Consider the following 12,960-nt stretch of genomic DNA (forward strand, 5'->3'; position numbering starts at 1 on the left):
GCGGGGGCGCGGGAGCGGCGAACCGTCAGCGCGGCGGCATCGCCGCGATCATCGCCCTGGCGATCCGCGGGGCCTCCGCGCGGCAGTCCGCCCCGGTCCGGTTCCCGCCGAGGCTCACCTTCACCGTGAGGTTGCCGTCCAGGACGGACAGCTCGCAAATCCAGGTGCCAACCGCTGTGGGCTCGGGAGCGAAGTCCCAGAACGCGGCGTCACCGGCCCCGAGACCGTCCGCCGGTGTCTTGCCGACCGCGCGCTCGGCGAACTGCTTCTTCTGCAGCGCCGTCGCGTTCGGTCCGTCGCTCCGTTTCAGTTCCCACCGGACCCACGCGGTGGGGGCGTCCGGGGATCCCCAGCCGCACCCCGTCCACGCCTGGCTGGTGGCGTCGGTGTACCTGTCGTTCTCCGGGTTCCGGGCGGGCAGCGGCAGCGCGGAGGCGGCCTCCGAGCAGACCGGCATCGTGAGGTACCGGTCGGCCGGACCGGCGGCGGAGGGCGCGACCGCGCCCGCGGCCCCGGGCGTCCCGGTGGCCGCCGTTCCGGCGGCCGAACCGTCGCCCGGCCCCGCTCCCGTGCCCGTTTCCGCTCCCGGGACGGCGGCGGCCGGTCCTTCGCCCGCGGCGGCGCCGGCGTCCGGCCACAGGGCGTACGCGCCGCCGCCCACCACGGCCGCCACGAGCAGGACGGCCGCCGCCACCCCGCCGATCAGGACGGGACGGCGGCGCTCGAACCGGCGCAGGACGAGCGTGGGCGCCAGCCGGGTCGCCGGAGGGAGGAACGCGGGGGCCCGCCGCGCGGCGGGCCGGGAGGCCGGACCCTCCACGATCGTGCGGTCGGGGTCGCCGAGCAGCCGGTCGATCTCGGCGTGCTGCGCGGCGATCAGTGCGTGCACGGGGGGCGGCCACGCCCGGTGCGCGGGCGGGACCTCGCCGACGAGCTCCAGCAGCCGCGCGGGAGCCGGCCGTGCCTCGGGGTCCTTCGCCAGGCACGGCTCCACGATCGCGCGCAGGCCCGGCGGGAGGGCGCTCAGGTCCGGCTCGGCGTGCACGACGTTGAACAGCGTCTGCGGGACCGAGGTCCCGGAGAACGGGCTCCGGCCGGTCAGGGCCGCGGCCAGGACGGTCCCGAGCGCGAACACGTCACTGGCCGGGGTCAGCTCCCGCCCGTCGGCCTGCTCCGGCGACATGAAACCCGGAGACCCGACGACCAGGCCGGTGTGCGTCAGCTCGGTCGCGTCGCCGCCGTCGGCGGCCCGCGCGATCCCGAAGTCGATGACGCGCGGGCCGTCCTCGGCCAGCAGCACGTTCGCGGGCTTGAGGTCCCGGTGGATCAGGCCCGCCCGGTGGATCTCCAGCAGCGCCGTCGCCAGGCCCGCCGCCAGGCGGCGCACCGCCTCCGCGGGCAGCGGCCCGGCCGCCTCGACCGCGGCGCCCAGCGACGGTCCCGGGACGAACGCCGACGCGAACCATGGCGTGACCGCGCCCGTGTCGGCGTCCACGACGGCCGCCGTGAACGCCCCCGACACCTTCCGGGAGGCCGCCACCTCCCGCCGGAACCGCTCGCGGAACCCCTCGTCGGCAGCGAGCCGCGCGTGCACCTGCTTGACGGCGACCAGGCGCCCGTCGGGCGACGTGGCGAGCAGCACCCGGCCCATGCCGCCCCGGCCGAGCTCCGCGACCGCCCGGTACGGTCCGATCTCGCGGCGCGCCGCCGCGTCCAGCGGCCTCACCGGCCAGCCACCGCGGCCACCGCCGCCTCGCCGACCGCCTTGGTGGCGGGCTCGCACTCACCGGGCGGATACGCGGGCCCGCTGAGCTGGACGAACACGACGAGGTTGACGTCCCGCGCCCACAGGATGCAGTTTCCGCTGAGGTCCGGCTTCGATTTCCACAGGCCCTCTTCCGCATACCCGAGACGGAGGTCCCGCCTGGTGTCCTGGGGCCAGTAGGACTGCTCGAAACTGTGCTTCGCCAGCTCGGCGCCCGTCCCGGGGCCGTGCCCGGTGCGGTAGACGTCCCAGATGACGTTCAACTCGTCCCCCGACCGGGTCCGCCACACGCAGAGGGACTGGGTGCTGGTCGTCCCGAGGAGTTCTTCCTTGTAGGGCCCGTGCCCCGTGGGGGGCTGGAAGCCGTCCGGGACCTCCACCGTCTCGCCGGCCTTCTTGCACGCCGGCGTCTTCGCCGTGTACTTGTCCTTCACCTGTGCCAGCGGGGTGCCCCCCGGTGTGGGAGTCGGCCCCCTGGTGACGGGCGCGGCGGACGGCGCGGCGGACGGCGCGGCGGACGGCGGGCCCGTGGCGGCGGCCGCGCCGCCGTCCCCGCCGTCCAGCAGGAGGTTCAGGCCCAGCGCGGTGCCGGCGAGCAGGACCGTGGCGGCCAGAGCGAGCCCGGCCGGCAGCGGCCCGCGTCGCGGGGGCCGCCGCAGCGGGACGGCCGCCGCGGGCGGGTTCGCCGCGTGCGGGACGTTCGGCGCGGCGGGCGCCGGGTTCCGGGGACGGGCGCGCGCGGCGCCGACGTGGTGGGCGACCTGGGCCTGCCGGTCGGCGATGAGCCGGCGCACCTCGAGCGGCCACGGCCGGACGGCCGGCTCCACCGGTCCGACGCGCTCCAGCAACTCCGCCGGGGCCGGCCGCGCCTCCGGTTCCTTGGCCAGGCACGGGTCCACGAGCACGCGCAGACCCGGCGGGACGGTGCTCAGGTCGGGGTCGGCGTGCACGATCTTGTAGAGGACGTCGGGCATCGACCGTCCGGCGAACGGCGGATGTCCGGTGCACGCCGCCACCAGCGTCGCGCCGAGGGAGAACACGTCGGACGCGGCCGTCGGCTCCCGGCCGAGCGCCTGCTCCGGCGACATGGAGACGGGCGACCCGATCAGCATGCCGGTGCCGGTCAGCTCGGTCCGGCCGTCGTCCTCGAGGAGGCGCGCGATCCCGAAGTCGATGACGCGCGGACCGTCCTCGGCCAGCAGCACGTTCGAGGGCTTGAGGTCCCGGTGCACGAGGCCCGCCCGATGCACGTCGACGAGGGCCTGCGCCAGCCCGGCCGCCAGCCGCCGCACCGGCTCCTCGGGCAGCGGCCCGGCGGACGCCAGCACCTCGGCGAGCGACGGCGCCGCGACGAACGCGGACGCCAGCCACGGCAGCGGCGCGTCCGCGTCGGCGTCCACCACCGGCACGGTGCGGACGCCCGACACCTTCCGGGACGCCTCCACCTCCCGCCGGAAACGCGCGCGGACCCCGCCGTCCTCGGCGAGTTCCTCGTGGATCCGCTTGACGGCGACCAGCCGTCCGTCCGGCCCCGCGCACAGGAACACCCGGCCCATGCCGCCCTGCCCGAGCAGCGCCACAGCGCGGTACGGCCCGATCTCGTGCGGATCGGACGGTCCCAGAGCCTCCAACACGCCCCCTCAAGACGACTGAGGCCACCATATAGACGTAAGTGTCTTTTAGGATGCCGTGCGGGTGGCATGGGAAGGCTTGCCGCCAAGATTCACGGGAACTTCACGCCCTCGACCCTGGCGGACCGGACCGGACCGGACCGACCGGGCGTCGGGTGCACGCAGGCGTTCGTTCGGTCGTCTTCGGTACCGCGCGATCCGCGGCGCGGGCCCGGAACGCGGTGAGGGCGGCACCCGGATGGGTACCGCCCTCGACGTCGTGCGCCTCGTGAGGCGAGCGGAGGATGCGAGATTCGAACTCGCGAGGGGTTGCCCCCAACACGCTTTCCAAGCGTGCGCCCTAGGCCACTAGGCGAATCCTCCGCCGGACAGCCTACAGGTTGTCGGACAGTGGTCGCGCATCGATTACCGCACCGACCGGGATCGGGCCGTACACGTGCGGGAACAGCTCGTCCCCCGCGGGCTCGTCGCGGACGGGCGCGTCCAGGCGCGACGCGTCGATCACCAGAAGGACCAGGCCCGCGCGGTCGACGCCGGTGTAGAAGCGGTCCAGGACGCCGCGCACCTGGTCCATGCCGGACGAACAGTGCACGAAGCCCTCGTCGTCGAGCGTCCGGCCGAGGGTCGACATGGTGTACGACACACCCGCGTCCCGCGCCGCTTCCCAATGGCGTCGTTCGGCGATGTGCAGGAGCGTGCGCTGCGCTGGAGCGGTATCGGAGTCGGCCATGCGACGGAGACTACGGCGGAACGGTGCCAACCCCGTGGTCGGATGCCATAGACTCGAGGCAGACCCCTCGCACGGCGTCACCCTGTGAACCTCCCCAGGGCCGGAAGGCAGCAAGGATAAGCAGGCTCTGGCGGGTGTGCGGGGGGTCCTTTCGCTTCTGACGCTCTGCTCTTGAGGAGGGCGGACCTCCGATGAGTCTGGCTCTGTACCGCAAGTACCGGCCTGCGACGTTCGCCGAGCTCAAGGGGCAGGAGCACGTCGCCGAACCGCTGCAGCAGGCGCTGCGCAACGGCAGGATCAACCACGCGTACCTGTTCAGCGGCCCGCGCGGCTGCGGGAAGACGTCCAGCGCCCGCATCCTGGCCCGCTCCCTGAACTGCGAGAACGGCCCCACCCCCGACCCGTGCGGCAAATGCGACTCGTGCGTCGCGCTCGGCCCGACCGGCACCGGGCACATCGACGTGATCGAGATCGACGCCGCCTCGCACGGCGGTGTCGACGACGCCCGCGACCTGCGCGAACGCGCCTTCTTCGCGCCCGTCTCCGCGCGCTTCAAGGTGTACATCATCGACGAGGCGCACATGGTGACGCGGGAGGGCTTCAACGCGCTGCTGAAGCTCGTCGAGGAACCGCCGCCGCACCTGAAGTTCGTGTTCGCGACCACCGAGCCGGAGAAGGTCATCGGGACGATCCGGTCCCGGACGCACCACTACCCGTTCCGGCTGATCCCGCCGGGCACCCTCACCGAGCTCGTCGAGGAGATCCTGGAGTCGGAGAGCGTCCCGTACGAGGCGTCCGCCCTGCCCCTCGCCGTGCGGGCGGGCGCCGGATCCGCGCGCGACACCCTGTCCATCCTCGACCAGCTGCTGGCGGGGTCGGACGAGAACGGCATCACCTACGCGCGGGCCGTCTCGCTGCTCGGCTACACCGACTCGACGCTGCTCGACGAGGTCATCGGCGCCTTCGCGGCCCGGGACGGCGCCGCCGTGTTCGCCGCGATCGACCGGGTGATCGAGAGCGGCCAGGACCCCCGCCGGTTCGCCGCCGACCTGCTCGAACGGCTCCGCGACCTGGTGATCCTGTCGAACGTCCCGGAGGCGGCCGGGTCCGGACTGCTGAACGCGCCGCCGGACGAACTCGACCAGATGCGGCGGCAGGCGTCCTCGCTCGGTCCGGGAGAGCTGACGCGCGCCGCCGACCTGCTGCACACCGGACTGACGGAGATGCGCGGCGCCACGTCCCCGCGGCTGCTGCTCGAGCTGATCGCCGCGCGGATCCTGCTGCCGGCGGCGTACGAGGACGAGGCGTCGATGTTCGCCCGCCTCGACCGTCTGGAGCGGCAGGCATCCCAGGGACCCCAGGGACCCCAGGGGGGCTTCGGGGGGTTCGCCGGGATGGCCGGGCCGGGGGGTGTGGTCGCGCAGTCGGGGTCACATCAACCCCCGCCCGCCCAGGGGGGCGACCCCACTTCCAGTGTCGAACACCCCACCACCCCCGCGCCCGCCGAACCTCGTTCTGTGGATAACCCCCCACCTGCGGATCGCGGACCGAACGCGAGCCACGGCCACGGACCCGCAGCTCAGCCCCCGAATCAACCGACTCCGGCCCCCGCCCAGGCCCCCGCCCCAGCCCCGACCCCCGTGCCCGCGCCCGCCCCCGCAGCCCCGGCACCCGCGCCCCAGCCGGAGGCGGCCCCCGCCCCCGCGTCGCCGGGCGGGCCGGACATCGCGACCGTCCAGCGCTACTGGCCCGACGTCGTCGAGGCCGTGAAGCAGAAGAGCCGCGCCACCTGGATGGTGATCATGTCCGGGGTCCAGCCGGTCGCGCTCGACGGCAAGGTCCTCACCCTGGGCTTCGACGCCGACGGACGGCGCCTCGGCTTCGTCAACGGCGGCCGCGACGTCGTCATCCGCGAGGTCTTCAAGGAACGGATGGGCGTCGACTGGCGGATCGAGACCGTCGTCGGCGCGTCGGGTCCCCCCGCGGGCGGCGGACGTCCGGCCGGAGGCTTCGGCGGCCCGCCGGCAATGGCCCCCGCGGCAGCCCCCACGGCCCCCTCCCCGACGCCCGCGCCGCGCCAGCCCACCCACGGGCACGGCCAGGCGCCGACGCCGACGCCGGCCCCGGCGCCGCCCCGGCCCGCCCCCGATCCGCCCACCCACGGATCCGCCCCCGGACCCGCCCAGGGACCCGGCCAGGCGCCCGTCCGGGACCGGGACCGGGACCCGGGACCGCCCCCACCGCCGCCGGACGAGCCCCCGCCGCCGCCCGAACCCGCCCCGATGGACGAGAGCGACGAGGTGGACCCGGAAGGCGACGCCGACGCGGACGGGCTCGAGGCGGAGATGACCGGGATGGCGCTCATCCAGCGCGAGCTCGGCGGGCAGGTCATCAAGGAGATCGACAACTCCTGAACAGCAGTCGGCACAGCGCCCTCCGCACTTACCCCCGCGCGCCGCGAACCCGTAGTCTCGGGGGACGGACGTCCGGTGGTCGGCGGGTCACCAGAGAGAAGGCCCTCACCAGGGCCGGAAGAGGGAGTGCACCGTGGAACCCGGTGGTCAGTTGAACATCCAGGAGCTGCTCCAGCAGGCGCAGGCCATGCAGGAACAGCTCTTCACGGCGCAGCGCGAGCTGTCGGAGGCCGAGGTCAAGGGCACCGCCGGCGGCGGGCTGGTCACCGCGACCGTCAACGGCGCGGGGGAGATCACCGGCCTGTCGATCGACCCGAAGGCCGTCGACCCCGACGACCCGGCCGACACCGCGGAGACGATCGCCGACCTGGTGCTCGCCGCGATCCGCGACGCCGGCCGGGAGGCCCGCGAGCTGCAGCAGGAGAAGATGGGGCCGCTCGCGCAGGGACTCGGCGGCGGAGGCGGCATGCCCGGCATGCCTGGCATGCCCGGTCTCGGCGGCGGCGAGGGCGGGGGCGGCGGCCTGCCCGGCGGCTTCCCCGGCCTCGGCGGCGGAGGCGGCACCTCCAACCCCTGACACGCCCGAGCCCTGACATCCCGCCGCCGTAGCGGCGGCGGGCGCCCACCAGAACCCGAGCGGAAGGAAAGGTCCGTTGTACGAAGGGGTCGTTCAGAACCTCATCGACGAACTGGGCAGGCTGCCCGGCGTCGGCCCCAAGAGCGCGCAGCGGATCGCCTTCCACCTCCTGGCGGCCGACCCGGCCGACGTGGAGCGCCTCGGCAAGGCGCTCAAGGAAGTCAAGGACAAGGTCCGCTTCTGCAAGACCTGCGGGAACGTCGCGGAAGAAGAGGAATGCCGGATCTGCCGTGACGCGCGGCGGGACCCGCACGTCATCTGCGTGGTCGAGGAGTCCAAGGACGTCGTCGCCATCGAGAAGACCCGGGAGTTCCGCGGTACCTACCACGTCCTCGGCGGCGCGATCAGCCCGATCGAGGGCGTCGGCCCGGACGACCTGCGGATCCGCGAACTGATGCAGCGGCTCGCGGACGGTACCGTCACCGAGCTGATCATCGCCACCGACCCGAACCTGGAGGGTGAGGCGACCGCGACCTACCTCGCGCGGCTCGTCAAGTCCATGGGCCTGAAAGTCACCCGACTGGCCAGCGGCCTGCCGGTGGGGGGCGATCTGGAGTACGCCGACGAGGTCACGCTCGGCCGCGCATTCGAAGGACGGAGGCTGCTCGATGTCTGACACCAACAGCCCGCAGGAGTGGACGACCCTCGCCGAGCGGATCGCCCGGCACGTGGAGAACTACCTCAACGGACTGGAGGCCGTCGCCCGCGGTGACGGAGGCACCCAGACGGTGTCGCTGCTGCTGCTGGAGGTGTCGCAGATCATCCTGGCTGGCGCCCAGCTCGGCGCCAGCGCCGACGTGATCCTGCCGGACAACTGGGAGCCCGAGATGGGCGACGACCCCGACCTGGACGCCGTCCGGACGGGCCTCGCCGAACGCCTCGTCTCCGTCGACGAGTACGCCGAGGTGTTCGACCCCTACAAGGACACCGAGTCCACCGCGTACCGGCTCTCCGACGACCTCGTGGACGTCGCCAGCGACCTCGTCCACGGCCTGCGCCACTACCAGCGGGACCGTCCGCTCGAGGCCCTCTGGTGGTGGCAGTACTCGTACTTCAACCACTGGGGCAACCACGCGGGCGCCGCGCTGCGCGCCCTGCACGCCGTCGTCGCGAACGTCCGCCTCAACGTCGCCGAAGAGGTCGCCACCGCCGGTTGAAGCGCCCCCGCCGACCACGGGTCAACCGTGCGACCGCCGCTCGCCGGGACCGCCGGGGCTCGTGAAGTAGGCGGCGGTCTCGGCGTCCGCCGGGTAGTAGGTCTCGATCGAGACCTCGTCCAGCGTGATGTCCATCGGAGTGCCGAACGTCGTGATGGTCGAGAACATCCGCAGTTCCCTGCCGTCGATGCGGACGATCATCGGGATCACGACGTCGGCGTCGATCGTCCGGCCCGGCGTCGCGTCCTCGGCGTCCTCGCGCGCCAGGAGTTCGTCGTACAGCGCGGTCAGCTCGGGATCGGGGGCGGCGGCGAGCTGGCGCCCGATCCGCGAGCGGAACACCGCGCGCACGTCCGCCCTGTTGACGACGATCCCGGCGAGCCCGCGCGGGTCCAGCCCCAGCCGGACCAGGTTGACCGGCGGCCGCAGCAGTTCGGGATCCACGTGTGCGAAGAACGGCTCGACGGCACGATTGGTCATCCGAATGTTCCACCGGCGATCGAACGCGAGTGCCGGGAACGGTTCGTGCGCGCGGAGCACCCTGCCGACGGCGTCACGGGCCGCCGACAGCGCGTCGTCGTCGAGCGGACGCTCGGTATAGCGGGGCGCGAATCCGGCGGCGAGCAGCAGCCGGTTGCGGTCGCGCAACGGCACGCCGAGCTCCGCCGCGAGCCGGAGGATCATGTCGGCGCTCGGGTTGGACTTGCCGGTCTCGACCAGGCTGACGTGGCGGGCCGAGACATCGGCGGCGATCGCGAGGTCGAGCTGGCTGAGCCGGCGGCGGTGCCGCCATTCCCGCAGGAGCTCCCCGACCGTGTGCACGATCATCGAGGGTACTCATCGTGGCGCCGGACGCCATGAAATGCGATGTCATCGACAATCTCCGCGGCTCACGGAAACACTGCGCCCATGAGCGAAGAGAACAAGACCATCGTGAAACGGGCGCTCGCCGAAGTGGTCGGGACGGGCGACGTGGACGCACTCGGACGGTTCCTGAGCGACGGCTTCGTCCATCACCGGCCGGACGCCACGACGTCGACCAAGACCGAATGGCTCGCCAACGTTCGCGCGGCGCTGGGGCCGCTCGCGGGCATGCAGGTGGAGATCGATCACCTGCTGGCCGACGGCGACAACGTCGTGATGCACTCGCGGCGCCGGCTCCCCGGCGGCGGCCCGGAGATCGCGGTCGTCGACATCTGGCGGATCGACGCCGGGCTGATCGCCGAAGGGTGGGAGATCATCGAGCCGGTGGACCGGGCCGCCGAGAACCTAACGTGGTGGGAGCCCGCCGCCCCCTGACACCGTCCGCCGCCGGTCGCGGGCCCGTCCACCAGGGAACCGGGGGCGGGCCGTGGGAGTTGTCCGGGGGACGGACTTCAACGGCGAAGGGTGAGTCGGGCATGGCCTCCAGGTGGGCGCCCGCTCTGGCGGTCGTCGGCGCCACGGGCGCGGTCGGGTCGGCGATCCTCGAACTGCTGTCGACCCGCCGGGACGTCTACGGGGACGTCCGGCTGCTCGCGTCGCCGCGGTCGGCCGGGCGGACGATCGCCGTGCGCGGGACGGACGTCGAGGTCGCGGCCCCGGCGCCGGGGGCGTTCGACGGCGTGGACATCGCGATGTTCGCCGTCCCGGACGCCGTCGCCGCGCGGTGGGCGCCGGTCGCGGCGGAGCGCGGGGCGGCGGTCGTGGACGGGTCCGGGGCGTTCCGGATGCGGCGCGACGTGCCGCTCGTCGTGCCCGAGGTGAACCCGGAGGCGGTGCGGGAGCGTCCGCGCGGCGTCGTCGCGGGGCCGGGCGGCGCGACCATGGCGGTCATCGTGGCGCTGGGGGCCCTGCACCGGACGTACGGGCTGCGCGAGGTGGTCGTCGCGTCGTACGAGGCGGCGTCCGGTGAGGGACGGGACGGCGTCGACACCCTGCACGCGCAGCTGGAGAAGGTCGGCGGCGACCGCGCGCTCGGCAACCGCGCGGGGGACGTGCGCGGCGTCGTGGGCGATCCCGGGCCGTTCCCGGTGCCGCTGGCCATGAACGTCGTGCCGTGGACGGGCGGGCCGGCCGAGGGCGGCTGGACGACGCGGGAGCTGGGCGTCCGGGTGGAGACGCGCAAGGTGCTGGGCCTTCCGGGGCTGAAGGTGTCGGCGACGGGCGTGCGGGTGCCGGTCGTGACCGGGCATTCGGCGGCGGTCCACGCGGTGTTCGAGCGGCCGGTCGACCGCCGGGAGGCGCAGGACGTGCTGGCCCGTTCGCCCGGCGTGGTCCTGGCCGACGACCCGGAGGCGCTCGAGTTCCCGACCCCGTCGGACGTCATCGGCACCGACCCCGTCTGGGCGGGCCGCGTCCGGGTCTCCCCGGACGATCCGCACGCCCTCGACCTGTTCCTCAGCGGCGACAACCTGCGGGTGGGCTCGGCGCTGAACACCGTCCAGATCGGCGAGCTCATCGCGGCCGAACTGGGCGCCTGAGCCGGCGGCGGCCGGGCGCGCCGCGCGGGCACCGGCGCGTCCGGACGGTCGCCGCCTGACCGCGCGGCGTTCCGGGCCGTAGGGTGGCAGGCGTGACCGAGACGAAGGCGGTGAAGTCCGAGCAGACCCGGGCCCTGATCGTCCAGACGGCGCTGCGGCTCTTCCGGGAGCTCGGGTACGAGGCGACGACGATGCGCGCGATCGCCAAGGAGGCGGGCGTCTCGGTCGGCAACGCCTACTACTACTTCGGCTCCAAGGAGGAGCTGATCCAGGCCTACTACGACGAGCTGCAGGACGAGCACGTCGCCGCCTGCCGGGCCGTCCTGGAGGCGGAGACGGAGTTCGCGGCGCGGCTGCTCGGCGTGCTGAAGGCCCGGGTCGACACGATGGTCCCGTACCACCAGTTCGCCGGGAAGTTCTTCAAGTTCGCCGCCGAGCCGACGAGTCCGCTGAACCCGTTCAGCGCGGAGTCGGGGCCCGCGCGCGACTCGGCGGTCGCGATCTACCACGAGGTCGTGGACGGCTCCGACCTCAAGATCGACAAGGAGTTCCGCAAGGAACTGCCCGAACTGCTCTGGCTGTACTCGATGGGCATCGTCCTCTACTGGGTGCACGACAGCTCGCCGGGCTGCCGGAAGACGTACCTGCTCGTCGACCGGACCGTCCCGCTGGTGAACCGGATGGTCGCGATGTCCCGGATCCCCGGGTTCAAGTCGGTCACGAGGGAGCTCGTGGACATCATCCGCGATGTTCGCGCCTGACCGTCACGTGTAGGTGATGTCCCAGTGGTCGCTTTCGCGGGCGTAGAGCCCGCCTTGGGGTGACCGGTACAGCTTCGCTCCGTCGCCGCGGACGCCCTCGCGGTCGTAGCCCTCGATCTCGCCGTCGACGCACCGGTTCGGCGCGATGTCGATCTTGTAGCCGTTGTAGTGGCTGTGCGGGCCGGGTGCGTGCCCGCGCTCGGTCCCGCCGGTGACGACGATCCGGCAGCCGCTCTCGTCCGCGAACCGCAGCAGCCCCTCGAGCGTCGTCCAGCGAAGCCCGCTGAACGACGTGCACGTGGGCTTCTCGCGGTCGGAGCAGTTCCCGGTGGACCGCCACTCGATGTCCCGCGAGCGCAGGACGTTCGTGACGAACTCGTGCTCGAGCCGCATCGCCTTCGGCAACCGCGGCAGGTCCGCCTTACCGGAACCGGACGCGTCGCCGCGGGACGGTCCGGCGTCCTCGCTCGAGGCGCGCGGCTGTTCGGCCTTCCCGGATCCGGCCGCGGGCTCGAGGACGGACGGCGCCTCGTGGGCCCCCGCTTCCGCGATCCCCGCGGTCTGCGAGACGGGTTCGTCCCTCGCGGCCGCCCCGTTCTTCGCCGCCGCATCGTCCTTCCCGGGTGCCTGCAAGGACGCGGGCGGCGTCGAGGCGCCGGACGTCGGGAAGACGGGCATCGCCGGGCGCCCCATGGGCAGCGGCGGGTCGTTCGACGGCACCGGAGGCCCGCCGGGGGCCGGTGCCGGGGCGCCGGCGCCGGCCGCGGCCGCGGCCGTGGACGTCGTCACGATGATCGCCGTCGCCGCGAGCATCGTGCCCGCGGCCAGCACCACCAGCCGCGGCGCGGGCCGCCGCAGGGCGCCGCGCCCCGGTTTTCGCCGGTCGCCGTGCCCGTAGCGAACCCCGGCCATGCCGGCACCGGGGACGTCGGCGAAGGGATCGTCGGCCCCGGGAACGGCACACGCGCCCGCCTCCCGCGCGCCCGCGGCCCCCTCCGGGGCCGGGCGAGAACCGGTGCCGGACGTGCCGGCGACACGGACGTCCCCCTCGCGAGTCGAACGGGCGGCGCGGGTGGTGAGAGCGGCGCGGAGGCCGGCCCCGCGGGCATCCGCGCCGGGGACGGCCGCGTCCTGCGGACCGTCCGTCCGGTCGAGACCGAACCGGCCGAACGTGCGCCGCGCGGCGGCGCGGACCGACGCCCGTCCCGCCCGTTCCGTTCGGCCGGGCAGGTGGGCAGGGTGGTGGTGGTCGTGCGGCAGCCGTGCCATGCGATCCCCCCGATCAGCGATGTCAGAGCGCTGCGCCGCCGCATCGGGCGGTGGCGCCGGGGGCCGCCGGTCGCGGCGCGCGCGCATGCGCGCACGGACACGAACCGGCTGTTGCTCGCTAGCGGCCGACGGAG

Annotated in this window: 12 protein-coding genes, 1 tRNA gene and 1 other RNA gene; 8 read left to right on the forward strand and 6 right to left on the reverse strand. The window is 74.0% G+C overall.

Annotated features, from left to right (window positions below; all coding sequences use genetic code 11):
• Positions 1-25: 25 nt before the first annotated feature.
• The 4 genes from F7P10_RS45105 to F7P10_RS21150 all read right to left on the reverse strand — a co-directional run bounded on the left by F7P10_RS45105 (position 26) and on the right by F7P10_RS21150 (position 4,126).
• Positions 26-1,726 (reverse strand): serine/threonine-protein kinase, encoded by a 1,701-nt coding sequence (locus tag F7P10_RS45105; protein ID WP_151011475.1) that lies wholly within the window; start codon positions 1,724-1,726, stop codon positions 26-28.
• Positions 1,723-3,396, reverse strand: coding sequence for a serine/threonine-protein kinase (locus tag F7P10_RS21140; protein WP_151011478.1), 1,674 nt, complete (start codon positions 3,394-3,396; stop codon positions 1,723-1,725). Before F7P10_RS21140 ends, F7P10_RS45105 begins: the two co-directional genes overlap by 4 nt.
• Positions 3,397-3,674: 278 nt before the next feature.
• Positions 3,675-3,759, reverse strand: a tRNA-Ser gene (locus tag F7P10_RS21145).
• 10 nt (positions 3,760-3,769) lie between these two features.
• Complete coding sequence (locus F7P10_RS21150) at positions 3,770-4,126, reverse strand: DUF952 domain-containing protein (protein WP_151011481.1); 357 nt, start codon at positions 4,124-4,126, stop codon at positions 3,770-3,772.
• A 58-nt stretch (positions 4,127-4,184) separates the two neighbouring features.
• Here F7P10_RS21150 and ffs point away from each other — a divergent pair.
• The 5 genes from ffs to F7P10_RS21175 all read left to right on the forward strand — a co-directional run bounded on the left by ffs (position 4,185) and on the right by F7P10_RS21175 (position 8,334).
• Positions 4,185-4,280, forward strand: an RNA gene (gene ffs, locus F7P10_RS21155) — signal recognition particle sRNA small type.
• 37 nt (positions 4,281-4,317) lie between these two features.
• Positions 4,318-6,540, forward strand: coding sequence for a DNA polymerase III subunit gamma and tau (locus F7P10_RS21160; RefSeq protein WP_151011484.1), 2,223 nt, complete (start codon positions 4,318-4,320; stop codon positions 6,538-6,540).
• A 133-nt stretch (positions 6,541-6,673) separates the two neighbouring features.
• Positions 6,674-7,117, forward strand: coding sequence for a YbaB/EbfC family nucleoid-associated protein (locus F7P10_RS21165; protein ID WP_151011487.1), 444 nt, complete (start codon positions 6,674-6,676; stop codon positions 7,115-7,117).
• A gap of 76 nt (positions 7,118-7,193) precedes the next feature.
• Positions 7,194-7,793, forward strand: a complete 600-nt coding sequence (gene recR / locus F7P10_RS21170; RefSeq protein WP_075899115.1) for a recombination mediator RecR — start codon at positions 7,194-7,196, stop codon at positions 7,791-7,793.
• Complete coding sequence (locus tag F7P10_RS21175; protein ID WP_151011490.1) at positions 7,786-8,334, forward strand: DUF5063 domain-containing protein; 549 nt, start codon at positions 7,786-7,788, stop codon at positions 8,332-8,334. The genes recR and F7P10_RS21175 overlap by 8 nt, the downstream gene beginning before the upstream one ends.
• 21 nt (positions 8,335-8,355) lie before the next feature.
• Here the strand turns inward: F7P10_RS21175 and F7P10_RS21180 are convergent, their stop codons facing one another.
• Positions 8,356-9,162 (reverse strand): helix-turn-helix domain-containing protein, encoded by an 807-nt coding sequence (locus tag F7P10_RS21180; protein ID WP_368077418.1) that lies wholly within the window; start codon positions 9,160-9,162, stop codon positions 8,356-8,358.
• 81 nt (positions 9,163-9,243) lie between these two features.
• On the opposite strand from F7P10_RS21180, the gene F7P10_RS21185 reads away from it, so the two are divergent.
• The 3 genes from F7P10_RS21185 to F7P10_RS21195 all read left to right on the forward strand — a co-directional run bounded on the left by F7P10_RS21185 (position 9,244) and on the right by F7P10_RS21195 (position 11,557).
• Positions 9,244-9,633, forward strand: coding sequence for a nuclear transport factor 2 family protein (locus F7P10_RS21185; protein ID WP_151011493.1), 390 nt, complete (start codon positions 9,244-9,246; stop codon positions 9,631-9,633).
• A gap of 101 nt (positions 9,634-9,734) precedes the next feature.
• Positions 9,735-10,796 (forward strand): aspartate-semialdehyde dehydrogenase, encoded by a 1,062-nt coding sequence (locus tag F7P10_RS21190; RefSeq protein ID WP_151011496.1) that lies wholly within the window; start codon positions 9,735-9,737, stop codon positions 10,794-10,796.
• Positions 10,797-10,888: 92 nt separating this feature from the next.
• Entirely contained in the window at positions 10,889-11,557 is a 669-nt protein-coding gene (locus F7P10_RS21195; RefSeq protein WP_151011498.1) for a TetR/AcrR family transcriptional regulator, read from the forward strand.
• Positions 11,558-11,560: 3 nt separating this feature from the next.
• Here the strand turns inward: F7P10_RS21195 and F7P10_RS43410 are convergent, their stop codons facing one another.
• Entirely contained in the window at positions 11,561-12,826 is a 1,266-nt protein-coding gene (locus F7P10_RS43410) for a hypothetical protein (protein WP_218040095.1), read from the reverse strand.
• Positions 12,827-12,960 lie beyond the last annotated feature (134 nt).

Origin of the sequence: Actinomadura sp. WMMB 499, assembly GCF_008824145.1 — a bacterium.
GTDB lineage: Bacteria > Actinomycetota > Actinomycetes > Streptosporangiales > Streptosporangiaceae > Spirillospora.

Bases quoted from the DNA above. Each gene is read 5' to 3' on its own strand.
- F7P10_RS21180 (WP_368077418.1), bottom strand. From the start codon at position 9,162: ATGATCGTGCACACGGTCGGGGAGCTCCTGCGGGAATGGCGGCACCGC.
- F7P10_RS21150 (WP_151011481.1), bottom strand. From the start codon at position 4,126: ATGGCCGACTCCGATACCGCTCCAGCGCAGCGCACGCTCCTGCACATC.
- F7P10_RS21175 (WP_151011490.1), top strand. From the start codon at position 7,786: ATGTCTGACACCAACAGCCCGCAGGAGTGGACGACCCTCGCCGAGCGG.
- F7P10_RS21185 (WP_151011493.1), top strand. From the start codon at position 9,244: ATGAGCGAAGAGAACAAGACCATCGTGAAACGGGCGCTCGCCGAAGTG.
- F7P10_RS43410 (WP_218040095.1), bottom strand. From the start codon at position 12,826: ATGGCACGGCTGCCGCACGACCACCACCACCCTGCCCACCTGCCCGGC.
- F7P10_RS21190 (WP_151011496.1), top strand. From the start codon at position 9,735: ATGGCCTCCAGGTGGGCGCCCGCTCTGGCGGTCGTCGGCGCCACGGGC.
- F7P10_RS21160 (WP_151011484.1), top strand. From the start codon at position 4,318: ATGAGTCTGGCTCTGTACCGCAAGTACCGGCCTGCGACGTTCGCCGAG.